The sequence below is a fragment of the Aquihabitans sp. McL0605 genome, from assembly GCF_049993875.1.
GTDB lineage: Bacteria > Actinomycetota > Acidimicrobiia > Acidimicrobiales > Iamiaceae > Aquihabitans.
Map to the genome: position 1 here is coordinate 354,807 of NZ_CP188252.1, position 24,717 is coordinate 379,523.

The 24,717-nt window shown below is 71.0% G+C and carries 20 protein-coding genes; 6 read left to right on the forward strand and 14 right to left on the reverse strand.

What is annotated here, in order from left to right:
* Positions 1 to 4 precede the first annotated feature (4 nt).
* The 3 genes from uvrA to ACPPVX_RS01620 form a co-directional block, all read right to left on the reverse strand.
* Positions 5 to 2,851 (reverse strand): excinuclease ABC subunit UvrA, encoded by a 2,847-nt coding sequence (gene uvrA, locus ACPPVX_RS01610; protein ID WP_426573133.1) that lies wholly within the window; start codon positions 2,849 to 2,851, stop codon positions 5 to 7.
* A gap of 64 nt (positions 2,852 to 2,915) precedes the next feature.
* Positions 2,916 to 4,646 carry a hypothetical protein gene (locus ACPPVX_RS01615; RefSeq protein WP_426573134.1) on the reverse strand — a complete coding sequence of 577 codons (1,731 nt, stop codon included), beginning with the start codon at positions 4,644 to 4,646 and terminating at the stop codon, positions 2,916 to 2,918.
* A 61-nt stretch (positions 4,647 to 4,707) separates the two neighbouring features.
* Entirely contained in the window at positions 4,708 to 6,429 is a 1,722-nt protein-coding gene (locus tag ACPPVX_RS01620; RefSeq protein ID WP_426573135.1) for a hypothetical protein, read from the reverse strand.
* Positions 6,430 to 6,625: 196 nt separating this feature from the next.
* Between ACPPVX_RS01620 and ACPPVX_RS01625 the strand changes: the two genes are divergently transcribed.
* A complete protein-coding gene (locus tag ACPPVX_RS01625) occupies positions 6,626 to 7,627 on the forward strand; it encodes a magnesium transporter CorA family protein (RefSeq protein WP_426573136.1) in 1,002 nt (333 codons plus the stop codon).
* A gap of 55 nt (positions 7,628 to 7,682) precedes the next feature.
* Here the strand turns inward: ACPPVX_RS01625 and ACPPVX_RS01630 are convergent, their stop codons facing one another.
* Positions 7,683 to 8,504 carry a hypothetical protein gene (locus ACPPVX_RS01630; RefSeq protein WP_426573137.1) on the reverse strand — a complete coding sequence of 274 codons (822 nt, stop codon included), beginning with the start codon at positions 8,502 to 8,504 and terminating at the stop codon, positions 7,683 to 7,685.
* Positions 8,505 to 8,592: 88 nt separating this feature from the next.
* Entirely contained in the window at positions 8,593 to 8,892 is a 300-nt protein-coding gene (locus ACPPVX_RS01635; RefSeq protein ID WP_426573138.1) for an RNA polymerase sigma factor, read from the reverse strand.
* A 293-nt stretch (positions 8,893 to 9,185) separates the two neighbouring features.
* On the opposite strand from ACPPVX_RS01635, the gene ACPPVX_RS01640 reads away from it, so the two are divergent.
* Complete coding sequence (locus tag ACPPVX_RS01640) at positions 9,186 to 10,136, forward strand: CobW family GTP-binding protein (protein WP_426573139.1); 951 nt, start codon at positions 9,186 to 9,188, stop codon at positions 10,134 to 10,136.
* 126 nt (positions 10,137 to 10,262) lie between these two features.
* Here the strand turns inward: ACPPVX_RS01640 and uvrB are convergent, their stop codons facing one another.
* Entirely contained in the window at positions 10,263 to 12,296 is a 2,034-nt protein-coding gene (uvrB, locus tag ACPPVX_RS01645) for an excinuclease ABC subunit UvrB (RefSeq protein ID WP_426573140.1), read from the reverse strand.
* Between the two features lie 180 nt (positions 12,297 to 12,476).
* On the opposite strand from uvrB, the gene ACPPVX_RS01650 reads away from it, so the two are divergent.
* The 3 genes from ACPPVX_RS01650 to ACPPVX_RS01660 all read left to right on the forward strand — a co-directional run bounded on the left by ACPPVX_RS01650 (position 12,477) and on the right by ACPPVX_RS01660 (position 13,971).
* On the forward strand, positions 12,477 to 12,668 hold the full coding sequence (locus ACPPVX_RS01650) for a (2Fe-2S)-binding protein (RefSeq protein ID WP_426573141.1): 192 nt from the start codon (positions 12,477 to 12,479) through the stop codon (positions 12,666 to 12,668).
* Between the two features lie 157 nt (positions 12,669 to 12,825).
* Positions 12,826 to 13,302: a bacterioferritin gene (bfr, locus tag ACPPVX_RS01655; RefSeq protein WP_426573142.1), complete on the forward strand. Its 477-nt coding sequence runs from the start codon at positions 12,826 to 12,828 to the stop codon at positions 13,300 to 13,302.
* A gap of 75 nt (positions 13,303 to 13,377) precedes the next feature.
* Positions 13,378 to 13,971, forward strand: a complete 594-nt coding sequence (locus ACPPVX_RS01660) for a class I SAM-dependent methyltransferase (protein ID WP_426573143.1) — start codon at positions 13,378 to 13,380, stop codon at positions 13,969 to 13,971.
* On the opposite strand, the gene ACPPVX_RS01665 is transcribed toward ACPPVX_RS01660, so the two are convergent.
* From ACPPVX_RS01665 to ACPPVX_RS01675, 3 genes are all read right to left on the reverse strand, one after another.
* Positions 13,968 to 14,783: a DUF1295 domain-containing protein gene (locus ACPPVX_RS01665; RefSeq protein WP_426573144.1), complete on the reverse strand. Its 816-nt coding sequence runs from the start codon at positions 14,781 to 14,783 to the stop codon at positions 13,968 to 13,970. The genes ACPPVX_RS01660 and ACPPVX_RS01665 overlap by 4 nt on opposite strands.
* A gap of 3 nt (positions 14,784 to 14,786) precedes the next feature.
* Positions 14,787 to 16,463, reverse strand: coding sequence for a GMC oxidoreductase (locus tag ACPPVX_RS01670; RefSeq protein ID WP_426573145.1), 1,677 nt, complete (start codon positions 16,461 to 16,463; stop codon positions 14,787 to 14,789).
* 154 nt (positions 16,464 to 16,617) lie between these two features.
* Entirely contained in the window at positions 16,618 to 17,277 is a 660-nt protein-coding gene (locus tag ACPPVX_RS01675; RefSeq protein ID WP_426573146.1) for a fasciclin domain-containing protein, read from the reverse strand.
* A 267-nt stretch (positions 17,278 to 17,544) separates the two neighbouring features.
* Here ACPPVX_RS01675 and ACPPVX_RS01680 point away from each other — a divergent pair, with 267 nt between their 5' ends.
* Positions 17,545 to 19,248, forward strand: coding sequence for a molybdopterin-dependent oxidoreductase (locus tag ACPPVX_RS01680; protein WP_426573147.1), 1,704 nt, complete (start codon positions 17,545 to 17,547; stop codon positions 19,246 to 19,248).
* Between the two features lie 25 nt (positions 19,249 to 19,273).
* Here the strand turns inward: ACPPVX_RS01680 and truB are convergent, their stop codons facing one another.
* The 5 genes from truB to infB form a co-directional block, all read right to left on the reverse strand.
* Positions 19,274 to 20,260, reverse strand: coding sequence for a tRNA pseudouridine(55) synthase TruB (truB, locus tag ACPPVX_RS01685; protein ID WP_426573148.1), 987 nt, complete (start codon positions 20,258 to 20,260; stop codon positions 19,274 to 19,276).
* Entirely contained in the window at positions 20,260 to 20,691 is a 432-nt protein-coding gene (locus ACPPVX_RS01690) for a ribosome-binding factor A (protein ID WP_426573149.1), read from the reverse strand. The genes truB and ACPPVX_RS01690 overlap by 1 nt, the downstream gene beginning before the upstream one ends.
* A complete protein-coding gene (locus tag ACPPVX_RS01695; RefSeq protein ID WP_426573150.1) occupies positions 20,691 to 20,990 on the reverse strand; it encodes a DUF503 domain-containing protein in 300 nt (99 codons plus the stop codon). Before ACPPVX_RS01695 ends, ACPPVX_RS01690 begins: the two co-directional genes overlap by 1 nt.
* A 52-nt stretch (positions 20,991 to 21,042) precedes the next feature.
* Positions 21,043 to 21,687, reverse strand: a complete 645-nt coding sequence (locus tag ACPPVX_RS01700) for a thymidine kinase (protein WP_426573151.1) — start codon at positions 21,685 to 21,687, stop codon at positions 21,043 to 21,045.
* Between the two features lie 98 nt (positions 21,688 to 21,785).
* Entirely contained in the window at positions 21,786 to 24,617 is a 2,832-nt protein-coding gene (infB, locus tag ACPPVX_RS01705) for a translation initiation factor IF-2 (RefSeq protein ID WP_426573152.1), read from the reverse strand.
* Positions 24,618 to 24,717 lie beyond the last annotated feature (100 nt).

Sequence of the window (24,717 nt, forward strand, 5' to 3'; positions counted from 1 at the left end):
GCGGTCAGCCCTCCAGCCCGAGCAGGGGCCGGAGGAACTGCCCGGTGTAGGACGCGGGCGTGGCGGCCACGGTCTCGGGGGTGCCCTCGATGATCACCTTGCCGCCGCCCGAGCCGCCCTCGGGGCCGAGGTCGATGATCCAGTCGGCCGTCTTGATGACGTCGAGGTTGTGCTCGATGACCAGCACGGTGTTGCCCTGGTCGACCAGGCGGCCGAGCACGGTGAGCAGCTTGCGGATGTCTTCGAAGTGGAGCCCGGTGGTGGGCTCGTCGAGGAGGTAGATCGTGTGGCCGGTGGAGCGCTTCGACAGCTCCGACGCCAGCTTGATGCGCTGGGCCTCGCCGCCCGACAGGGTGGGGGCCGACTGGCCCAGGCGGACGTAGCCGAGGCCCACGTCGACGAGCGTCTGCATGTGCCGGGCGATCACCGGCTGGTTGGCGAAGAACTCGAGCGCCTCCTCGATGGGCATGTCGAGCACCTCGGCGACGTTCTTGCCCTTGAACTCGATGTCGAGCGTGTCGCGGTTGTAGCGGGCGCCCTTGCACACCTCGCACGGCACGTACACGTCGGGCAGGAAGTGCATCTCGATCTTGATGGTGCCGTCGCCGGCGCAGTTCTCGCAGCGGCCGCCCTTGACGTTGAAGCTGAACCGGCCGGGCAGGTAGCCCCGGACCTTGGCCTCGGTGGTCTGGGCGAAGAGCTTGCGGACGTGGTCCCACACCCCCGTGTAGGTGGCGGGGTTCGACCGCGGCGTGCGGCCGATGGGCGACTGGTCGATGTTGATGACCTTGTCGAGGTGCTCGACGCCGGTGACCTTCTTGTGGAGGCCTGGCGGCGTCTTGCTCTTGTAGATCTTCTGCATCAGCGAGCGCAGCAGAATGTCGTTGACGAGGGTGGACTTGCCCGAGCCCGACACGCCGGTGACGGCGAGGAACACGCCGAGCGGGAAGTCGACGTCGATCCCTTGGAGGTTGTGCTCGCGCGCCCCCTGCACGACCAGCTTCTGGCCGTTGGCGGTGCGCCGGGTGGCGGGCACGGGGATGGACCTCTTGCCCGACAGGTACTGGCCGGTGAGCGAGTCCTTGTTCTTCAGCAGCGACTTGTACGTGCCGGCGTGGACGATGGCGCCACCGTGCTCGCCGGCCCCGGGACCGATGTCGACCACGTAGTCGGCGACGGCCATGGTGTCCTCGTCGTGCTCGACCACCAGGACCGTGTTGCCCAGGTCTCGCAGGCGGGTCAGCGTGTCGATCAGGCGGCGGTTGTCGCGCTGGTGGAGGCCGATCGACGGCTCGTCGAGCACGTAGAGCACGCCGACGAGACCGGAGCCGATCTGGCTGGCCAGGCGGATGCGCTGGGCCTCGCCACCGGCGAGCGTGGCCGACGACCGGTGCAGCGAGAGGTAGTCGAGGCCCACGTCGAGGAGGAAGCCGATCCGGGCGTTGATCTCCTTGAGGACCCGCTCGGCGATGAGCTTGTCTCGCTCGGACAGCTCGACGGCGGCGAACGCGGCCGCCGCGTCGCGGATGGAGATGGTGGAGAACTCGTTGATGCTCTTGCCGTCGATGGTGACGGCGAGGGTGAACGGCTTGAGGCGGGCGCCCTGGCAGACCGGGCAGCTCACCTCGCGCATGTAGCCCTCGAACTGCTCGCGCTGGCTGTCGGAGTCGGTGTCGGCGTGGCGGCGCTGGATCCACTGGATGGCGCCCTCGAACGTGGCCGTGTACGTGCGGACCCGGCCGTAGCGGTTCTTGTAGCGCACGTTGGTCTTGCCGACCCCGGTGCCGTGCAGGAGCATCCGCTGCTGCTTGGCCGTGAGGGTGCGCCACGGCTGGTCGAACGGGATGCCGTTGTCCTCGCAGACCGATTCCAGCAGCCGCTGGTGGTACTGCATGTGGCCGCTCGACCAGGGCTGGATGGCGCCCTCGGCCAGGGTGGCGTCGGGGTCGGGCACCACCAGCTCGGCGTCGACCTCGAACTGCGTGCCCAGGCCGTCGCACCGCTCGCAGGCGCCGTAGGGCGAGTTGAACGAGAAGTTGCGGGGCGAGAGCTCGTCGTAGCTCTTGCCGTCGACGGGGCAGGCCAGGTGCTGCGAGAACGTCATCCGCTCCGGCTCGCCCTCGCCGTCCTTGGGCACCAGCTCCACCTCGGCCACGCCCTCGGCGAGGCGCAGCGCGGTCTCGAGCGAGTCGGTGAGCCGGCGCTCGATGCCCTCGCGCTTCACCAGGCGGTCGACGACCACCTCGATGGTGTGGTTCTCGTAGCGGGCCAGCTCGAGGTCCTGGACCGGCAGGTCGTGCAGCTCGCCGTCGATGCGGGCGCGGGCGTAGCCCTGCGCCGCCAGGTCGGCCAGCAGCGTGTGGTAGTCGCCCTTGCGGCCGCGCACGACGGGGGCCAGGACCTGGAACCGGCTGCCCTCCGGCAGCTCGAGCACGCGGTCGACGATCTGCTGGGGGGTCTGCCGGGAGATGACCACGCCGTGCTCGGGGCAGTGCGGCACGCCGATGCGGGCGAACAGCAGGCGCAGGTAGTCGTAGATCTCGGTGACAGTGCCGACGGTGGACCGGGGGTTCTTCGACGCCGACTTCTGATCGATCGAGATGGCTGGCGACAGGCCCTCGATGAAGTCGACATCGGGCTTGTCCATCTGGCCCAGGAACTGCCGGGCGTACGACGACAGCGACTCGACGTAGCGGCGCTGGCCCTCGGCGTAGATGGTGTCGAACGCGAGCGAAGACTTGCCCGAGCCCGAGAGGCCGGTGAACACGATGAGCTTGTCGCGGGGCAGGTCGAGCGAGACGTTGCGGAGGTTGTGCTCGCGGGCGCCGCGGATGATGAGGGAGTCGGACACGAGTGGTGAGCCTATCGGCGCCGTCTCACCACAGGGCGAACACCTGTACGATCACCCGCCCCTTCTACCGGCTGAGGACCACCACAGTCAGCACGCTGGCGTGGCGCCGGTCCACCTCGTGCCAGGCGGCCGTGCGGGCCAGCACGTCATCGGCCATGGGCACATCGGTCGAGGTCAGCACCAGGCTGACCCGGTCGGTGGCGCCCCCGCGTGCGAGCGAGCCGAGCACGGCGGCGAGGTCCTCCCCGTGGTCGTCCGCGTCGACCACGAGCCAGCGCTCGGGGTGGTTCCACATCATGCGCGGCAGCTGGCCGGCAGGCGTCACCGCCACCCCGTCCACCGCCTGGTCGATCTCGCTGAACATGGTGGAGCTCGCCGAGCGGGACGACCGCACCCCGATGACGCCGAGGAGCAGCGGCAGCACCACCAGGGCCACCACCACCAGCCGCGCCGTGCGGCGGCCCTCGCTGCCGTGCTCCCCTGCTGCGTCCAGGAGCCGAGCCAGCCCGGCGACCGCCACGACCGCCACCGGGACGGTGATCGGCGCGAAGAAGCGCCCTCCCCACTGCAGCGCGCCGCCATCGGGGTACTGGGTCGCCACGATCGCGCCGGCGAACAGGACGACCATCGTCAGCTCGATCGACAGCCGCCGCCACAGCAGGGCCCAGGCCGCTCCGACCCCCGTCAAGGCCGCCGGCCACACCGTGAGCAGGCCGGTCACCGGATAGGTGGGCCGGATGACGACCCGTGCGGCGACCAGGCAGATGGAGATGGTGGCCGCGATGCGCCATGCGGCCATCGCACCTCGCCGACCAGCGGCGGCGAAGCCGGCCGAGACGGCCAGGCCCACGAGCACGGCGATCAGCAGCGGCCGGGGCACGGCTGTCGTGGCATCGATGAGCGAGCGGATGGCCCCCTGCGTCCGCGCCTCGAGGAAGCTGTACGCCACGTCGTTCTGGTCCGTGCGGACGTGGAACGTGGAGACCCCGGCGCCGGTGATCGAGCGGACCCACGCCGCCTCGGCCCGGACCACGCCGGTCGCAAGCGCGGCCACGGCGACCGCCCATCCTCCCGACCACCACCAGGTCCGGCCGGCCTTGAGGCCCCCGACCACGATCGCCACCGCGACCGCCGCCGCGACCAGCACGCCCTCCGTTCGCAGCAGGATGCCGGCGGCGATGCCCGCGGCGAGCAGCGCGAGCGTGGCCGCCGACGCCCCGCGCCGGACGAGCCGCACGGCCCCCAGGACGGCGAGCCCGGCGGCAGCTGCGGCGGCGGCATGGGCCCAGCCGACCGTGAACGTGACCACCACGGGCGCGGCTGCGGCCAGCCAGAACGCGCCGCGGCTCCACTCGCGATCGTGCTCAGCGGCGAGCAGCCAGGCCGCCGAGGCCAAGATCGCGATCGCCACCAGCCCCAGGGCCGCGTAGGCGTGGGCCACGCCGGTGAGGGGCGCCACCAGGTGCGCCAGCCACGGCCACGCCGGGTGCTTGGCGAGCGGGACCCAGCCACGGTCGGTGGGGACGGCGAACGCGATCGGGTAGTGCTCACCCGACGGGTCCAGGCGCTCCGTGCCCGACGACCAGACCCACGAGCCGTGCTGCAGCGCCCGGAGCTGGAGCGCGTAGGACCCGTCATCGGTGCCGAAGCTGTCCCCGGCGGACGTCAGGGCACCGAGCCCGACCAGCAGCACCACCAGCGCGAGCAGGTGAGCGCTGAACCCGGCCGACCAGACCGAGCGCCTCGGTGCCTCGGTCAGCGGGTGCGCATCGAGCGCGGGCTCGGTCGCGGTCAACGTCGGCACCCCTCTCCATCGGCTTCAAGTCCCGCCTGCTGAGGGCGGAGGGACCAGGTGCTCAGCGGTGCAGGACCAGCACGGTGAGACCCTCGCGGCGGTCGCGGCTGACCTCGCTCCACGTGCCCTGGTCGGCCACCGCGGCGGAGGCCGACGGCAGGTCCCGGTCGAGCACCACCACCGAGACGACCTCCGGGCCGTTGTCGCCGAGGGATCGCAGCACCTGAGCCAGATCGTCGCTCCCCTTGGCGTCGTCGACGACCAACCACGGAACGTCCTGGTGCCACATCATCCTGGGCAGCTCGGCGCTCGGGGTGACCGCCACGCCCTCGACCTGCTGATCCACCCACGCGTACAGCGAGGCCGTCCCCGACTGGACGTCGTGCACGACCGCCAGACCGGCGAGCACCGGCACCACCATCAGGACCACCAGCAGGCGGGGCACCGTGATCAGGCTGGCCGACGGCCGGGGCTCGGCCTGGAGGAGGCGCTCGATGCCGACGGCGACGATGATCACGATCGGTACGGTCCCCAACGAGAAGAACCGAGCGCCCCAGGACCCCCCGCCACCATCGGCGTACTGGGTGGCGAGGACCGCGGCGGCGTAGACCGCGGCGATCGTCACCTCCACCCGCACCCGCCGCCAGGCCACGGGCAGGGCCGACGCCAGGCCGGCGACGGCGATGGGCCACGCCGCCAGGATGCCGCTGATCGGATAGTTCGACAGCCACAGCACGCGGATGAGCAGGAAGACGATCGACAGGCCGGCCGCCAGCTTCCAGAGGCCGAGCAGCCGTGGCCGTCCGGCGGCCACCAGGCCGGCCGTGACCGCGGCGAGCACCACGCCTGCGCCCAGGAGCAGCGTCATCCCGGGCCGAGCCGAGTCGACCATCGACCGGACCGCACCCTGGTACCTCGCGTCGACGAACCCCGAGGTCTGGATGCCGCTCCCCGTCCGGGCGTGGAGCGTCGAGCTGGCGCCGGTGGTGATGCTGCGGATCCACCGGTCCTCGAACCTCATGACCGCCAAGGCGAGCGCGACCACCGCACCACCCGCGCCGAGGGACCACCGCCAGGTCCGACCGGCCTGACGTCCCCCGACCGCGAGGCCCACGCCGACCGCGCCGGCGAGGAGCAACCCCTCCGTGCGGAGCAGCACGGCGCCGGCCACGCCGGCCACGATCAACAAGACGGCTGCCGCCGAAGGAGGCCGGCGCACGAGGCGGACTGCGCCCAGCACGGCGAACCCGGCGGCGGCGGACGCGGCCGCGTGGGCCCACGGCACCGCGGCCGTCAGCGCCACGGGGGCCGTGCCGGCCAGCCAGAACGCCCACCGGCTCCAACGTCGATCGTGCTCGGCGGCGAGCAGCCAGGCCGCGGTCGCCAGGCCGAGCACACCGAGCACGCCGAGCACGTCGTACGCGTGCTCGACCCCGGTGAGGGGCGACACCGCGTTCGCCAGCCAGGGCCACGCCGGGTGCTTGGCGATCGGTGCCCAGCCGGTGGCGGTGCGGTCGGCGTTGACGATCGGGTAGTGGGTGCCGGCGGGATCGAGCGACGCGGTGCTGGCCTGCCAGTCCCAGCTGCCCTCGTGGAGGGCGCGGAGCTGGAGCTGGTACGACCCGTCGTCGGCGACCAGCGTGCCCTGCGGCGACGTGAGCAGCACCACCCCGACCAGCCCGATGAGCAGGATGGCGAGGTGGGCCCACAGGGGCGCCGACCAGGCACGACGAGCGAGGGACGGCGCAGCCACGGCTGCGTCGGAGGCCGGTTCGGTCATCATCGTCGCACCCACACCCGTTCCATCGGCGGGTCGGGCCCGCTCCTGAGGCCGACCGTCCCCGGTCGGCGGCCCCGCCGGGGCGAGAATACCGCCGTGACCCGTTCTCGAAGGTGGACCAATCCCGTGCCCGAGACCGTTGGGCGGTCCGGCGCACCGTGGGCCGATACGGGCCCCACCCTGCTCACGGAGGTGTCCCATGGGTGAGCTCGCCGACGGTCTCCCCGGGGCCGTCGCCCGATCGCGCATCTACCGCGACGGCGCCCTCGTGGCCGAGGACGTGCCCGAGGACGAGCTCGCCGGCCACCTCGCCGACGACAGCTCCATCGTCTGGGTCGACCTCTGCGATCCCAACGCGGCATGGCTCACGGCCGCGGCCGCCGAGCTCGGCCTCCACGAGCTGGCCATCGAGGACGCGATCGAGGCGCACCAGCGCCCGAAGCTCGACCACTACCCCGATCACCTGTTCCTCGCCAGCTACACCACGGTCGCCGATGCCGACACCGCCGACCTCCAGGTCAACGAGATCGACGCCTTCGTCGGCAGCCGCTGGATCATCACGGTGCACGGCGAGGCGTTCGACATGGCGGCGGTGGTCAAGCGGTGGGACCGCTCCCCCGACCTCGCCCGCTTCGGCGTCGGCTACCTCCTCTACGGCCTGCTCGACGTGGTGATCGACAGCTACTTCGACAGCGTCGAGGTGTTCGACGCGTACTACGACGACCTCAGCGAGACGATCTTCGGCGACCACCCGATCAACCCCGACCAGCAGCTCCAGTGGTTCCAGATGCGACGGGCCCTCTTCCAGCTCCACCGCCTGGCGGTCCCGATGCGGGAGTCGGTGAGCGCGCTGATGCGCCGCGAGCACGGCGCCATCGACGACGACCTCTACCCGTACTTCCAGGACGTCTACGACCACATCCTGCGCGTCACCGAGTCCACCGATGCGCTGCGCGACCTGGTGGCCACCATCGTCGAGACCAACCTCAGCCTGCGCGACTACCGCCAGAACCAGGTGATGAAGAAGGTCACCAGCTGGGCCGCCATCATCGCCGTCCCCACCTTGATCACCGGGTTCTACGGGATGAACGTGCCCTATCCGGGGTTCGCCCACCGCAACGGGCTGTGGGTGTCGCTCGCGCTGATGGTGGTGCTGCCCATCTGGCTGTACTCGGTGTTCAAGCGCAAGGACTGGCTGTAGCACCGACCCACCTGCGCCGCTCCGGCCGGAGGTCCACGATCCTGCGGGTGGGAGGTCAGCCGCCCGGTCGTGCCGTCGTCGTCGAGGTCGAGGCGGTGACGTCCGGGGTGGTCGAGGTCGAGGTGGCCGCGTCCCCTGGGGAGGGGTTTCCAGTTCGCGTGCAGTTCGCCCAGCTGATCTTGTCGATGGGGCCGCCGCTGCATCGCACGGTGATGTCTGTGCCGGCGAAGTCGATCCCTTCGACACGATCGCGATAGTCGATCCGAGCGTCGAAGAGGCCGGTCGGCGAGGGCTCAAGGTGGAGATCGGCCCCGCTCGTGAGGTGGATGGTGATGGAGGTGATCCGGTCATCCACCGCGCCCTCCAGGATCTGCTTCGTCTGGGGGTCGCCAGTGGTGAACATGGTCTCGGAACCTCGGGCGTACCCGAACTGCACGGGCACGGCCGTCTCCACCAGGTCCTTGGTGCAGCCAGCCGCTCTGCCCTGGACGAGCTTCGCCCAGGCCTCATCGTCCGTCTGTGGCGGAATCGGTGGTGGCCCTGCCGGCTCGTCGATCCTCCACTCCACCCAGCAGACCTTCTGGCCGAGACGCGCCATGCCGAGCTTCCACTCGGAGGCCATGTCACCCAGGAAGGTCGTGTCCGACCAGGTCGGGCTCAGGTGCGTCGTCCGTTCCCACGACGTCGCCATCGCCGGGGACGTCGTCGTCGGGCTGTTCGGTGTGGTCGTCCCGGTGGTCACCGTCCCGGGCGAGCGGGAGACGGTGACGGCGATGGCCACCGCGGCGAGCACGGCCGCCGCGGCGGCCACCGCGAGCCAGCGTCGAGACCGGTGGTCCCGATCGAGCGGGTGCGACGGGATGTCGTCGCCGAGCACGCCACGGTCGGTCACCTCGTCGAGCGTGATCCGGCCGCTGTCGCCGAGCGCGGCGTGCTTGGTCCAGGCGCGGATCTGGTCAGGCAGATCAGGCATCAGCGTCGACCCCCAGGTCGGAGCGAAGGTTGGCGAGCGCCCGGCGGACGTGCGTGCCCACCGAGGCCTTGGTCAGGCCGAGCGCGTCGGCGACCTCCTGGTAGCTCCACGCGCAGCCGTGGACGAGCACCACGACGGTCCGCTGGCGATCGGTGAGCCGGCCGAGCGCCGGGCCCAGACCCGGCTCGAAGCCGGGCGGGCTCGGGGGCGGCAGGGGACGGAAGGTGGGCTGGGCCCGTGGACGCGTGCGGCTCACACCGACGCGGTAGAGGTAGCCGGCCGGGTTCGCCATGGCCTGCACCTGCTCCCAGTGCTCCCACGCCCAAGCCAAGGCCTCTGCTGCTGCTTCCCGGCCCTCGGTATGGCCACGAAGAGCAGTCAGGGCGTGTCGGAGCCTCGGCTCCATCTCCTCGAAGAACGAACTGAACTCCGCCCGCCCATCTCGTTCCACCGCCATTCCGGACACCTCCACAACCTAAAGAGCATCCACAAGCCCGATCGGATGACATCTCCGCGCTACTTCTGCACGGACCGCCGACGGCCGCTCGGCTGTACCCAGCCGACGTTCGGTGCAAGCCTGCGGCGGTGGCCGCGACCTATCAGGAGCCGGAGTTCCTGCCATGGGAGGGGCGGCGGACGCCGGTCACGTTCGTTGGCGGGTACCTGGGCGCCGGCAAAACCACCGCGATCAACGAGGTGCTCGCCGCCGCCGAGCATCCGATCGCCGTCATCGTGAACGACGCTGGCGCGATCAACATCGACGCCGCACTCATCAGAGGGTGTGACGGCGACTCGATCGAGCTGACCAACGGCTGCGTGTGCTGTACGTCGCTCGATGAGATGGGCGCGGCGCTCGACCTCATCCGCTCACGCCCTCACCCGCCCGATCACCTGGTCGTCGAGCTCTCCGGGGTCGCCGAGCCCAACGAGGTCGTCCCCTGGGGGTCGTCTGCTGGGTTCTTCCTCGACGGCGTGGTCACGGTCGTCGCGGCCGACCAGCTGGTGGATGACGGCCTCCCCCGATGGGTCCGACTCCACCTCGAGGCGCAGATCGAAGCCGCCGACCTCCTGGTGCTCATGAAGACCGATCTCGTGGACGCGGCCGCCGCTGACGCCGCCTGGTCACGGCTCAGGTCGCTCGCACCCGGCTCCCCGATCATCGACGGCAGCGTCGCTGGACGCGATCCGGGCGCGCTGGGCCGGTTCCTCGCGATCGGTGGTCACCGCAATCGCGATGCCAGCGGCGTGCCGGGCCCCAGCCTGTTCGACCTCCACGAGACCCATGCCCTGCCGCTCCGCGGTGAGATGACGAGGGTCGACATCGAGGCGCTCGTCGCCGACCTGCCGCAGAGGTTCCACGGCCGCACCGTCGCTCGCGCCAAAGGGATCGTCGAGCTCGTCGACGGTGGCACCCCACGCCTCGCGCTCGTGCAGCTGGTCGGCTCACGGCTCGAGATCACGCCGCTCTTCGACAACGAGCATCAGCGACCCACCGACCTCGTGGTGATCACGGTCAGTCCCGCCGGCCAACCGTGAGGCCTGCCCCTTCGGGTACCTGCTCGCACGCACCTCCCGACCGGCGATGGACGGTGTGGCCGGTTCCCCGGGACACCCGCGGGCCGACCGCCGGCGTGCAGGCGCTCGGATCGCCGGGCACGGGTCCTATTGGACCTGCGAGAGCTCCCGGCGGAGGTCCTTGATCTCGTCCCGCAGGCGGGCGGCGTACTCGAAGCGCAGCTCCTGCGACGCCTCGGACATCTCCGCCTCGAGCGTGCGGATGAGCCGCTCGAGCTCGTCGCCGGGGAGCTCCGCCAGCTCGAGGCGGCGCTGCCGGTCGGCCTCGGTCTCTCGCCGGCGCTCCTTGGCCGGCAGGGGCGCCCCGGTGGACGGGCGCAGGTACTCGAGGATGTCGGTGATGGCCTTGCGGATCGTCTGCGGGTTGATGCCGTGCTCTTCGTTGTACTCCTGCTGGAGCTTGCGGCGCCGGTTGGTCTCGCTGATGGCCTTCTGCATGGACGGCGTGACCTGGTCGGCGTACATGATCACCTGGCCGTCGACGTTGCGGGCGGCGCGGCCGATGGTCTGGATGAGCGACGTCTCCGAGCGCAAGAAGCCCTCCTTGTCGGCATCGAGGATGGCGACGAGCGACACCTCGGGCAGGTCCAGCCCTTCTCGCAGCAGGTTGATGCCGACCAGGACGTCGAACTCGCCCATGCGCAGGTCTCGCAGGATCTCGATGCGCTGGATGGTGTCGACCTCGGAGTGGAGGTAGCGGACCTTGACGCCCAGCTCGAGCAGGTAGTCGGTGAGGTCCTCGGACATCTTCTTGGTGAGGGTGGTGACCAGCACGCGGTCGCCCTTGGTGACGCGCTCGTTGATGTTCTCGATCAGGTCGTCGATCTGGCCCTTGGTGGGCTTGACGATGATCTCGGGGTCGACCAGGCCGGTGGGGCGCACCACCTGCTCGACGATGTTGGTGGAGATCTCGCGCTCGTAGGGCCCAGGCGTGGCCGACACGAAGATGACCTGGCCGACCGTGTCCATGACCTCCTCGAACCGCAGCGGGCGGTTGTCGGACGCGGACGGGAGCCGGAAGCCGTGCTCCACCAGCTGCTCCTTGCGGGAGCGGTCGCCCTCGTACTGGCCGTGGAGCTGGGGCACCGACTGGTGGCTCTCGTCCATGACGACGACGAAGTCCTTGGGGAAGAAGTTGAGCAGGGTGCCGGGCGGCTCTCCCGGCGAACGACCATCGATCGGCGCCGAGTAGTTCTCGATCCCGTTGCAGTAGCCGAGCTCCTGCATCATCTCGAGGTCGTACTGGGTGCGCATCCGCAGGCGCTGCGCCTCGAGCAGCTTGCCTTCCTTCTCGAAGTAGGCCAGCCGCTCCTGGAGCTCCTTCTCGATGCGGCCGATGGCCCGCTGCATCCGCTCCTCGCCGGCGACGTAGTGGGTGGCGGGGAAGAAGGCGAAGTCCTCCTCCTCGCGCACCGTCTCGCCGGTAAGGGGGTCCACCACCAGGATCCGTTCGATCTCGTCGCCGAACAGCTCGATGCGCACCGCCGTCTCGTCGTACGCCGGGTGCACCTCGATGGTGTCGCCCCGCACCCGGAACTTGCCGCGCACGAGGTTCATGTCGTTGCGGTCGTACTGGAGCTCCACCAGCTTCTTCAGCGCCTGGCGCTGATCGATCTCCTGGCCCTTGGAGATGATGAGCGAGTGGTCCCGGTACTCGTCGGGGTCGCCGAGGCCGTAGATGCAGGACACCGAGGCCACGACGATGGTGTCCCGCCGGGTCAGCAGCGACCGGGTGGTGGAGTGCCGCAGGCGATCGATCTCGTCGTTGACCGACGAGTCCTTCTCGATGTACGTGTCCGAGGCGGCCATGTACGCCTCGGGTTGGTAGTAGTCGTAGTAGCTGACGAAGTACTCGACCCGGTTGTTGGGGAAGAACTCGCGGAACTCGCTGGCCAGCTGGGCGGCCAGCGACTTGTTGGGCGCCAGCACCAGCGTGGGCCGCTGGTACTGCTCGATGGCCCAGGCGATGGTGGCGCTCTTGCCCGACCCGGTGATGCCCTGGAGCGTCTGGAACCGCTCGCCGCCCTGGATGCCCTCGACGAGCTGCTCGATGGCCTTGGGCTGGTCTCCGGCGGGCCCGAACGGCGACACGACTTCGAAGCGGTGGGTCTGATCGGCCATGCCCGACACTCTACGGACCCCCTCTGACAACGGGGCTGGGCCCCGGCGGCGGGTGCCGGGTCCCGGCCGGGCCCGTGACCAGGCCGAACCGGCCAGACCGGGGCGGGGGCAGGGTTCGGCAGGAGAAATCGGCCATGGTGCGTTGACATGGCTGTCGGTGTTAGGCAGACTTACCCCCTGATGGTCGTCTGTCATTGCAACGCCGTGAACGACAAGGAGATCCGCGCCGAGATCCTCGCCGGCGCGCTCGACGCCGAGGGCGTGGCCGAGCGCTGCAACGCGGGGACCCGCTGCGGGGGCTGCCGGCCGATCGTCGAGGCCCTGCTGGCCGAGCACGGCGTCAGCATCCGCCGCGCCACCGTCGCCGCCTGACCCGGCGCTCACCGAGCGTCAGCAGCCCTCGCCGGGCAGGTCAAGGCCTCCTTCCACGCGGCGTCGACCACCCCGCGGCCGGTCGAACAACCGTCCCGACCACGGGATCGAGTGGCTACGGTTGCCCCGACCCCCCACGGACGGAGCGAGGCGCACCATGCAAGGCGATCCCGAGATCATCGAGGCCCTGAACGAGATCCTGACGGCCGAGCTCACGGCCATCAACCAGTACTTCATCCACGCCAAGATGCGAGAGAACTGGGGCTTCAAGCGGCTGGCGGCCGTGGCCCGCAAGGAGTCCATCGAGGAGATGGAGGACGCCGACAAGATCATCGAGCGCATCCTCTACTTCGACGGCGTCCCCAACCTCCAGCGCTACAACCCCATCCTCGTGGGCGAGACCGTCCCCGAGCAGCTGGCCTTGGAGCTCGAGACCGAGAAGGCCGCCATCGAGCGCTACAACCGCCACATCGCCCTGGCCGTGGCCAAGGGCGACAACGGCAGCCGCGAGCTGATGGAGCACCGCCTGGTCGACGAGGAGAGCCACGCCGACTGGCTCGAGGCCCAGCTCCACCTCATCGAGACCATCGGGGCCGAGAACTACCTCGCCCAGCAGCTCCACGACGACGACTGACATCGCGCTCGTGCCCGGTCGCCCCGCCCCACCGGTGACCACCCGTCCCGACGCGCCAGCGCCTCGCCCGGTCCCGTGACCGACGCGCCGAGGTCCCGCTGGACCGATCGCGACGACGTCCCCCGCGGCCACGACTACGACCGGCGCTTCTCCGACCTCGCCGCCTCCGGGGTCGATGTCCACGGCGAAGCCGACCTGGTGGCATCGCTCGTCGCTCCGGGCGCCCGGATCCTCGACGCCGGCTGCGGCACGGGACGGGTCGCCATCGAGCTGGCCGCACGGGGGTTCGCCGTCACCGGGCTCGACATCGACCCGGGCATGCTCGATGCCGCCCGTCGCAAGGCGCCCCAGCTCCCCTGGATCGAGGGCGACCTCGCCACCACCCCCATCGACGGCACGTTCGATGCGGTGGTGCTGGCGGGCAACGTGCTGATCTTCGTCGCCGAGGGCACCGAAGCCGCCGTGGTGGCGAGGTGCGCCGAGCGCCTGGCGCCGGGCGGCACCCTCATCGCCGGCTTCCAGGTGCAGCGCGGCGGGCTCGGTCCGGAGGCCCTCGACGCCGCTGCGGCCGCGGCCGGGCTGCACCTGGTCCACCGCTGGGGCACGTGGGACCGCGGGCCCTGGTCACCTGGGGGCGACTACCAGGTGTCCGTGCACCAGCCCACCTAGCCCTCCGGCGGCCGATCAGCCGACGCCGCTGGCAGCGGGCGGGGCGGACGGGGGAAGAACGCCGACGTGCGCTCGATGTACTCGGCGTACCCCGGGCGACGCTTGCCGATGGTCTTCTCCAGCATCGCCACGCCCGAGACCCGGATCAGCAGCGTCGACATGACGACCGGGCCGATGACGCCCCAGCGGCCCGGCCCGGTCTCGGCCGCGATCAGGAAGATCCCCCACCACACGCAGAAGTCACCGAAGTAGTTGGGGTGGCGGGTGTAGCGCCAGAGGCCCTGGTCCATCACCCGACCCTGGTTGGCCTCGTCGGCCTTGAACCGGGCGAGCTGGGCATCGCCGATGGTCTCGAACAGCAGGCCCACGGTCCACACCGCCACCCCGAGGTAGGCCAACGGCCCGAACGAGGCCGGCTGCGCCGCGGTGGCCGCCAGCTGCACGGGCAGGGACACGATCCACATCAAGGCGCCCTGGAGGAGGAAGACCTGGAAGAAGCTGATCCACCAGAACCGGTCGCCCCACTTCTTGCGCATGGCCCGGTAGCGGTAGTCCTCGCCGTGACCGAGGTTGCGCCACGCCAGGTAGCCGCTCAGCCGGAGGCCCCACACCGCCACCAGCGACAGCACGATCAGCCGGCGGTCGCGGAACCCGTCGCCCACCACGGCCGCGGTGGCCGCCACCACCACGAACCCGAGCCCCCAGACGATGTCGACGAGGCTCGCGTCGGTGCGCAGCAGCGAGATCACCCAGGTGATCAGCATCAGGAGCGCGATCGCCCCCGCCGACGCCGCCAGCACCGGGCCGACCACGGGTCAGGCCCCCACCCGCAGGGCCGCCGGAGCGTCGGCAGGGACCGCGGGAGCGTTGGGGTGGACGGGTGCGAGCCGTTGGTAGGGCGCCCCGACCTCCGGCCGGGGGTCGGCCTCGCCCTTGTTCGGCCACAGGCTCATGGCCCGTTCGGTGAGCGCGGTGATGCTGAGCGACGGGTTCACGCCCAGGTTCGCCGACACCGCCGACCCGTCGGTGACCGTGAGCCCGTCGTAGCCGTAGACCCGGTGGTACGGATCGATCACGCCGCTCTCGGGGCTGTCGCCGATGACGCAGCCACCGAGGATGTGGGCGGTGGTGGGCGCGTCGAGGATGGTCTCGTTCCACGCACCCCACGGCTCGCCGTCGAGCATCTCGGCCACCTCGCGAGCAGCGTCGTTGGCCACCGGCAGGTAGGTGGGGTTGGGCTCGCCGTGGCCGGGCCGGGTGACCAGCACCCCCAGCCGCTTGTTGCGGCGCAGGGCGATGCTGTTGTCGCGGCTCTGCATCACGAGGAGGATGATCGAGCGCTCCGACCACCGGTGGACCGACACCGACCGGAGGAACTTCACGGGGTGCCGCACGACCTTGGCCAGGAACTTCACCTGCCGGGGCGTGCCCTCGCCACCGTCGACCAGCACGGTGGTGAGCAGGCCCATGGCGTTCGACCCGGGCGGGTACCGGACGGGCTCGATGTGGGTGGTGGCATCGGGGTGGATCGACGACGTGATCGCCACCCCGCGGCTGAGCTTGGGGTCTGGAACCTTCGACGAGGCGCCCACGATCGCTTCGCTGTTGGTGCGCACCACATCACCGAGGCGAGGCGACAGGGCGGGAAGCCGGCCCTCGTCGCGCAGCTGCAGCAGCAGCTTGACGGTGCCGAGCACGCCCGCCGACAGCACCACCTGCTGGGCGGTGAAGGTCTTGGTGCGCTTGCGGAACCACGCCCCTGGGTGGGCGGTGGTGACGCGCCAGCCCCCGCCGGGCAGCGGCTCCATGTCGGTCACCTGGGTGTCGGGGTGGACGATGGCGCCGTTCTTCTCGGCCAGGTACAGGTAGTTCCGGTCGAGCGTGTTCTTGGCCCCCACGCGGCAGCCCACCATGCAGCTCCCGCAGTGGGTGCAGCCCACCTTGTCGGGGCCCTCGCCACCGAAGTACGGATCGGGGACCCGCTCGCCCGGCTTGCCGAACCACACCCCCACGGGCGTGCGGTGGTACGTCTCCGGCACCCCCATCCGGTCGGCGAGGCGGTGGATGTACTCATCGGGCGGGGTGTCGGCGGGCACCTCGTTGACCCCGAGCATGCGCTTGGCCTGGTCGTAGAAGGGGGCCAGCTCGTCGCGCCAGTCGGTGATGTGGCCCCACTGCTTGTCCGTGTAGAACGGCGCCAGCGGCTCGTAGAGGGTGTTGGCGTAGACCAGCGACCCACCGCCGACCCCGGCACCGGACAGGATGGCCACGTCCTTCAACGGGGTGATGCGCTGGATGCCGCGCAGGCCGAGCCCGGGGGCCCAGAGGAACTTGCGGAGCTGCCAGCTGGTCTTCGGGAGGGTCTCGGTGCTGAAGCGCCGCCCCGCCTCGATCACCCCGACCCGGTAGCCCTTCTCGGTGAGGCGCAGGGCCGAGACGCTCCCGCCGAACCCGGAGCCAACCACCAGCACGTCGTAGTCATAGGAGGCCATGGGTGCATCGTCTCAGATCGGTGGGCAGCGCGGGACATGGGAGCGGCTCGACGGCGGGTGCCCCCACACGCCGACGCCGAAAAATGGGACGGACCGAGCTCCGAGGAGCCCGGTCCGTCCCTGCCCTCCCCCCGGACGAGGGAGGTGGTGGAGGTCAGCCGGCAGCCGGGGGCATCAGCACCGAGTCGACCAGGTAGACGGTGGCGTTGGCGGTCTGCACGCCGGAGCACACGACCTTGGCGCCGTCGGCACCGACCTCGAACGCCGGAGCGTCGCCGGAGACGGTGAGCTTGGCGCCGTTGACCGTGGTGTAGGTGCCGCCGAGGTCAGCAGGCTCGATGCGCTCGGGGATCACGTGGTACGTGAGGATCGAGGTCAGCGTGGCCTTGTCGGCGAGGACCTTGTCCAGGTCGGCCGCGGGGATCTTGGCGAACGCATCGTTGGTGGGGGCGAAGATGGTGAACGGCCCGCCGGTGTTGAGCGTGTCGCCCAAGCCGGCCTTGGTCACCGCGGTCACGAGGGTGGAGAGGGCCGGGTTGTTGCTGGCGGCCGTCGCCACCGGATCCTGCGCCATGCCGTCGAACGAGCCGGAGCCCGTCTTCGGCACCGCAGCGCAGCCGTCGCCTTCCGGCGCAGCCATGGTGGAGGCGCCGCTGTTGGCCGCGGTGGTGCTGCTGTCCGTGCCCTTCGCCATCGTGGTCTCGGTGGTCTTGCTGGAGCTGGAGTCGCTGCCGCCGCTGCTGCCGCAGGCGGCAACGAACAGGGCGAACGGGATGACGGCAGCGGCAAGCTTCCGTCGGGTGGAGGTGTTCATGGTGGGGTCCCTTCGTGGTGGGGAGCGACGCCCAGGTGAGCAACGCTTCGGGTGATCTACGAACGTGGACGGCGATCCGGATGACGGGCTCGGCGAACTTCTCGTTCGATCGCAGGTCAGAGGGCACGAATTGCTCGTTCCCCGACGCCCCGCGCTCGCCGGGCCACCCGGCGGCGGCGGTGCTCGTGGCCCGCCGCGACCACGTGGACCACGGCGTCGTGACGGGCCGGTTCGATCCGCCCACCGCCGCCGCGCCGAACACCGTCCATGGACCCCGACACCCACCCGACCCGCCCGGAGGCGGGCTCGCCCGCGCTCTCCCCTTCTGGGGACCCGTCCGGCGACGAGGCCACGGGGCCGAAGCGCCGGCCCCCGCGGCCATCGATCTGGCGCACGGCGCTCGCGGGGCTCCTGGCGGCCGCGCTCGCGCTGGCGATCGGCGAGCTCATCGCCGGGCTGTCCTCCCAGCTCACCTCGCCCGTGATCTCCGTCGGCAACCGGGTGATCGACGCCGTCCCCCGCCAGCTGAAGGACTTCGCCATCGAGACCTTCGGCACCAACGACAAGAAGGCGCTCCTGTTCGGCATCTACTCCTTCGCCGCCATCCTCGGTCTGGTGGTCGGGATCCTGGCCGGCCGGAGGTTCCTGCTCGGAGCCGCCGGCATCGCCCTGTTCGGCGTCGTCGGCGTGTGGGCCGCCGGCCAGGAGGTCGGGGCCCCCGTGTGGGCCGGACTGCCCAGCATCATCGGCGCCGTCGTCGGCATCGCCGCCCTGGCCCTCCTCCTGGCCGTGATCCCCCACGCCGATCACCCCAAGGCCGTGGACCGCCTCGTCCACCCGGTCGGGCGCACGGGGGCGGCTGCCGGTGCGGGTCCGACCGCCTCGCCCACCGACCCTCCCCACGGCGCCTTCGCCCGCCGCGGGTTCCTCAAGATGTCCGCCGCCGTCGTCGTGGTCGGCGTGGCCGCCACCACCGGCGGACGCTGGCTGCAGGGGCGCTTCAGCGCGGCGTCGTCACGGCTGGCCGTGGTGCTCCCGAAGCCGAAGAAGGCTCCGGCGCCGGTCGCCGCCGGGGTGGTGCTCGACCTGCAGGGCATCTCGTCGTTCATCACGCCCAACAGCGACTTCTACCGCATCGACACCAACCTGACGGTGCCGCAGATCGCTGCGGAGACGTGGAAGCTCAAGATCAAGGGCATGGTCGACCACGACGTCGAGTACACCTACGACGACATCCTGGCGATGGACATGATCGAGGAGCGCATCACCATGACGTGCGTCTCCAACGAGGTCGGCGGCGCCCTCGTCGGCACCGCGTCGTGGCTCGGCGTCCCGCTGAAGGAGCTGCTCGCCACCGCCGGCATCCAGAAGGGTGCCGACCAGATCGTCGGCCGGGCCTTCGACGGCTTCACCACCGGCTTCCCCGTCGATACCCTCGACGGCCGTCCCGCGATGCTCGCCGTCGGGATGAACGGCGAGCCCCTCCCCCTGGCGCACGGCTTCCCGGCGCGGATCATCGTCCCCGGCCTGTACGGCTTCGTGTCAGCGACCAAGTGGCTGACCGAGATCGAGCTCACGACCTTTGCCGACTTCGACCAGTACTGGGTCAAGCGGGACTGGTCGGACCGCGGCCCGATCAAGACGATGTCTCGGATCGACACCCCGCGCGGCCTCCAGAACGTGAAGGCCGGCAAGGCCAAGATCGGCGGGGTGGCGTGGGCCCAGACCCGCGGCATCGACAAGGTGGAGATCAAGCTCGACGACGGGCCGTGGACCAAGGCCACCCTCGCGGCGGCCGATTCGAAGCTGACCTGGCGGCAGTGGGTCTACGAGTTCGACGCCACCCCGGGGCGCCACCAGGTCGTGTGCCGGGCCACCGATGCCACCGGGGCCACCCAGACCGAGGACCGGGCCAAGCCGTTCCCCGACGGCGCCAGCGGCTGGCACAGCGTCGCCTTCCTCGTCAGCTGACCCTCCCGCCCCGACCGGCGAGAGGTCAGGTGGGGATGACGAGGCTGGGCTTGACCGTGGAGCCTCGGAAGGGCTCGTAGACGGCGAGGAGCTTGCCGGCTTCGCTGAAGACGGCCCACTCGCCAGTGCTGGAGGGATCCAGGCCGAGCACCTCGCGCTCCAGGACCTTGCCGACCGCGATGTCGGAGGCTCGCTCGGCGTCGACCGTGACCCTCGCCAGGTGGCGGACGGCATCGGCGACGGGCAGGGGCGACTCCGGCGTGATCGACTCGAGCCGGACCGAATCGGCGAGCGTGTACGGACCGACCGAGGTGCGCCGGAGCGAGACCAGGTGGGCCCCGCCGCCCAAGGCGACGCCGATGTCCTGGGCGAGGGTGCGGATGTAGGTACCCGACGAGCAGGTGACGGCGATGGCGAACGAGATGCCGGCACCACCGTCGGCGGCGGCCTGCCACTCGGGCGTCGGCTCCCCGCCGATCCGCTCGAGGGCGGACACGTCGATGTCGTCGATCGGCGCGTCGGCCGGCCCGACCTCCAGCGCGTGGATGGTGACCGGCCGAGGTGCCCGGTCGACCTCCTTGCCCTCGCGCGCCAGCTCGTGGAGGCGCTTGCCGTCGATCTTCACTGCCGAGACCATGGGCGGGATCTGCTCGATCGGCCCGCGGAACCGGGCGAGGACGCCCCGCACGTCGTCGAGCGCGACCGAGCGCATGTCGTGGACCGCGGTGACCTCGCCCGAGGCGTCGAGCGTGGACGTGTCGACCCCCAACCGGACCTCACCGACGTACGCCTTCCCCAGGGGCGACAGGAACCGCAGGAGCTTGGTGGCCGTGCCCACGCCGAGCAGCAGCACGCCGGTGGCATCGGGGTCGAGCGTGCCGGCGTGGCCGACCTTGCGGGTGCCGAGCAGCCCACGGCTCTTGGCCACGACGTCGTGGCTGGTCCAGCCGGTGGGCTTGTCGACCACCACCAGCCCGTCGGGTCCGTCGTGGCTCCCGCCGCGCCGCCCCATCAGTCGTCGTCGGCGGCCGGGTCGGGCTTGTACAGCTCGGGGTCGTACTCCACGGGCGTGGCGCCGGGATCGAGATCGGGCAGGGTCCGGATGACCGACTCGATGTGCTGGGCGTTGCGCAGGACGCCGTCGAGCTCGAACCGCAGCTCGGGGGTCCGCTTGATGTGCGCCTCGCGCCCGATCGACCGCTGCAGCCGGGACCGGTGCTCGTCGAACGCCTCGGCCACCTCGTCGTCGGCCTCATCGCCGCGGGAGTGGTCGTAGTAGGCGACGGCCTTCTTGAGGTCGCCGTCGACGACCACCGAGGTGAGGGTGACGAACTCGAGGCGCTCGTCGTCGATGCGGCCCAGCTCGCGGGCGAGGATGTCGCGGACCAGCGTGTTCAGGCGGGCGGTGCGGGGGTAGTCGCGGGCGGTCGTTCGCTTCTTCATCACACGTCTTCTTCCTCGTCGAGCCAGGACCGGCGAGCGGCGATGACCTCGACCTCGGGGAACGACCACACGAACCGTTCCACCGCGTCGAGCACCTCTCGGGCCTGGGTCTCGCTGGACGCCACGGTGGCGAAGGCCAGCTCGCTGCGCTGCCACTGGTCCTGGAAGGCGACCTCCGACGACGCCACCCGGTGCCGGCGACGAGCGCCTTCGAGGATGGGCGTGATGACCGCACGCTTCGCCTTGAGCGAGTCGGTCACCGGAAGATGCAGGTCGACGACCAAGACACTGGCAAACACAGCCCGGCAAGCCTACCGACCGGCCTGCGCCGCTCCCCCATGGGTTCCGCGGTCAGGTGGCGGAGAGGGCGCGCTCGGTGGCGTCGTCGAGGCGCCCGGTCTCGCCGACGATCCAGTGCCGGCGGCAGAGCAGCTCGTAGGACACGGCGGCAGGGGTGGCGTCGCCGAGTGCTTCCACGTCGCCGATGACGACGGTCTCGCCGTCGTAGACCTGGACGCCGTCGACCAGGCGGGCGTTGTGCGTGGCCCGCGAACCGCACCAGCAACGGGCCTCGACCTGGAGCTCGCAGCGCTCGTCGGCCACCTCGAGGAGGCGGGCCGTGGCCGGGAACAGGCGGCCGCGGAAGTCGGTGAGCAGGCCGAGGGCGTGCACGTCGGCACCGAGCTCGTCGACGATCCGCGCCAGCTGATCGGCTTGCTCGGGAGCGTAGAACTGGGCTTCGTCGCACACGAGGTAGTGGAGCGTGCCGTGGTGCTCCACCTGCTGGGCGGCGAGCGCGAAGAGGTCGAGCTTGGGGCCCACATCGACCGCCGATGCGGCCACGCCGAGCCGGCTGGACACCTGGGCGCCCTCACGGTCGAGGTGCGTGCACAGCAGCCCGCGCAGCCCGCGGGTGGACAGGTTGTGGTGGATCTGCAGGGCGAGCGTGGACTTCCCCGACCCCATCGTCCCGTACGAGAACCGCAGCACGCCCATGCCGGCAAGTTACACCGATGTCGTTTCCCCGGCTAGTGGTCATCCCAAGCGCGAGAGAGCCCCGGCGTTCGGCCGGGGCTCTCTTCATGAACGAGTTGCTACGTCCGAGGGATCTCGCGGTCCTCGTAGGTCTCGATGATGTCGCCGTCCTTGAGGTCCTGGAAGTCGGTGAGGCCGATGCCGCACTCGAAGCCCTGGTTGACCTCGCGCACGTCGTCCTTGAAGCGGCGCAGCGACTGGATCGCACCCTTCCAGATGATCGTGCCCTCGCGAAGGAAGCGGACCTTGGAGCCCCGGGTGATCTGGCCGTTGGTGACGTAGCAGCCGGCGATCTTGCCGACCTTCGGCACCGAGAAGATCTCGCGGACCTCGGCTTCGCCGGTGACCACCTCTTCGAACTCGGGGGCGAGCATGCCGACCATGGCCGCCTCGATGTCCTCGAGGAGGTGGTAGATGACCTCGTAGGTGCGGATCTCGACGTCCTCGGTGGCCGCGAACTCGCGGACCTGGCGGTCGGGGCGCACGTTGAAGCCGATGATCGTGGCGTTCGACGCCATCGCCAGCTCGATGTCGGACTTGAGGATGCCGCCGACGCCCTCACGGACGAAGGAGAGCTTGACCTCGTCGCGCTCGAGCTTCTTGAGGCTGGCGGTGACGGCCTCGAGCGAGCCCGTCACGTCGGCCTTGATGATGAGGTTGAGCGTGGCCGCTTCGCCGGCCTGGATCTGGGTGAAGATGTCCTCGAGCTTGGCGCCGCCGTGGAACACGGAGGCCGAGCCGGAGATGGTGGCGAGGCGCTTGTAGTGCTCCCGCTGCTCGGCCACCTTGGCGGCCGTGCGCTCGTCCTTGGCGACCACGAAGTCGTCACCGGCGGTGGCGACGTCGGAGAGGCCGAGGACCTGCACCGGCGTGGACGGGCCGGCGGCCTTGACCTGCTCGCCCTTGTCGTTGATGAGCGCCCGCACTCGGCCCCAGGCGGGACCGGCGACCAGCGGGTCGCCGACCTTGAGGGTGCCGCGCTGCACGAGGATGGTGGCGACGGGGCCACGGCCCGGGTCGAGCTTGGCTTCGAGCACGACGCCCTTGGCCCGACCGTCGGGGTTGGCCCGCAGGTCTTCGAGCTCGGCCACCACGAGGAGGTTGTCGAGCAGCTCGTCGATCCCGATGCCCTGGAGGGCCGAGATCTGGCAGACGATGGTGTCGCCGCCCCACGACTCGGGCACCAGGCCGCGCTCGGCGAGCTGGGCCAGGACCTTGTCGGGATCGGCGTTGTCGCGGTCGATCTTGTTGACCGCCACGACGATCGGCACGTCGGCCGCCCGGGCGTGATCGATGGCCTCGATGGTCTGGGGCATGACGCCGTCGTCGGCCGCGACCACGAGGACCACGATGTCGGTGGCGTCGGCACCGCGGGCCCGCATGGCGGTGAACGCCTCGTGGCCCGGGGTGTCGATGAAGGTGATGGCCTTGCCGTCCTTGATCACCTGGTACGCACCGATGTGCTGGGTGATGCCGCCGGCCTCGCCGGCGACGACGTTGGCGTTGCGGATGCGGTCGAGCAGCTTGGTCTTGCCGTGGTCGACGTGACCCATGACGGTGATGACCGGGGCGCGCCACTCGGTGGCCTCCTCGTCGTCCTCATCGTCGAGCTCCTCGACGCCGAGCACCTTCTGGAGCTCGACCTCTTGCTCTTCACCGGGGTTGACCAGGCGGATCTCGGCGCCGATCTCGGCGACGAACAGCTCGATCATGTCGTCGGTCAGGGACTGGGTGGCCGTGACCATCTCGCCCTGCTGCATCAGGAACCGGACCACGTCGGCCGCGGTGCGGTTGAGACGGGGGCCGAGCTCTTGGGGCGTGGACGCCCGCTCGACGACGATGACGCCGTCGGGCACCGGCGAGTTGTCCGGCGTGTACGACGGGAGGTCCATCGGCTGGAGCTCTTCGCGGTTGCGACGACGACGACCCTTGCGACGGGGAGGACGACGACCAGCGGGACCGCCGGGACGACCGCCAGGGCCGCCAGGTCCGCCACCAGGTCCACCGGGACGACCGCCAGGGCCGCCACCGGGCGAGACGCCGGCGCCGGGCACGTTGGGGCGCGGGCCGCCCATGGGCCGGTTGGGGCCGGCGCCCGAGCGGGCCGGCATGCCGGCGGGGCCGCCGGGGCGGCCAGGAGCCGACGGACGGGTGACGCGGCCACCCATGCCGGGCGGCGGCGGGATCGGCTTGCCGGTGAGCGAGCGGGGCGGCGGCGGAGGCGGGATGGGCTTGCCCGACGAGGACACCGGCGGAGTGGCCGCACCCTCGGCGGGTGCCGCGGCGGGAGCCGGCGCCGCAACGGCCGGAGGAGCCGCGGCGGCCGGAGGAGCCGCAGCGGGCGGGGCCGCGGGAGCCGGCGCGGCCGAGGCCGCCGGCGCCTGGGGCGCCACCGGGGCGGCGGGACGGGGCGCGGCCGGGGCCGGGGCCACCGGACGAGGGGCAGCAGCCGGCGGGGCCGGAGCAGGGGGCGCCTCGGCCGGACGGGCCGGGGGCCGCGGCGGGGCGGTGGAGCCGCTCGAGGTCAGCACGCGGCGCGCTGGAGGGGCCGCTGGGGGCGGCGAGGTGGGGGTCGGCGCGGGCGCCTCGGGCGCGGCGGCAGGAGCAGCGGGCGCTTCGGCCACCGGCTCGGCGGCGGGCGCGGCCGGTTCGGCCTTGGCGGCGGCCTTCTTGGCGCCGGCCTTCTTGGGCTTCTCGGGCTCCGGCGGCTGCTCGTCGCGGATGAGCCCTTCGCGCTCGGCCTTGCGACGGACGCGGTCGGCCTGCGGGTCCTCGATGCTCGAGGAGTGCGTCTTGACGGCGATGCCAAGGGTCACACAGAGGTCCAAGGTCTCCTTGTTGGTGAGACCGAGCTCTTTTGCGAGCTCATGGACACGGATCTTTGCTGCCAACGTGTGTTCGCCAGGCCTTCCTGCGTTTGTTGCTTGCGACGCGACCGGGACGCCCCGGGCACAGTTCCTTAGTCTCGCGCAGCCGGTACCCCGGGCACGA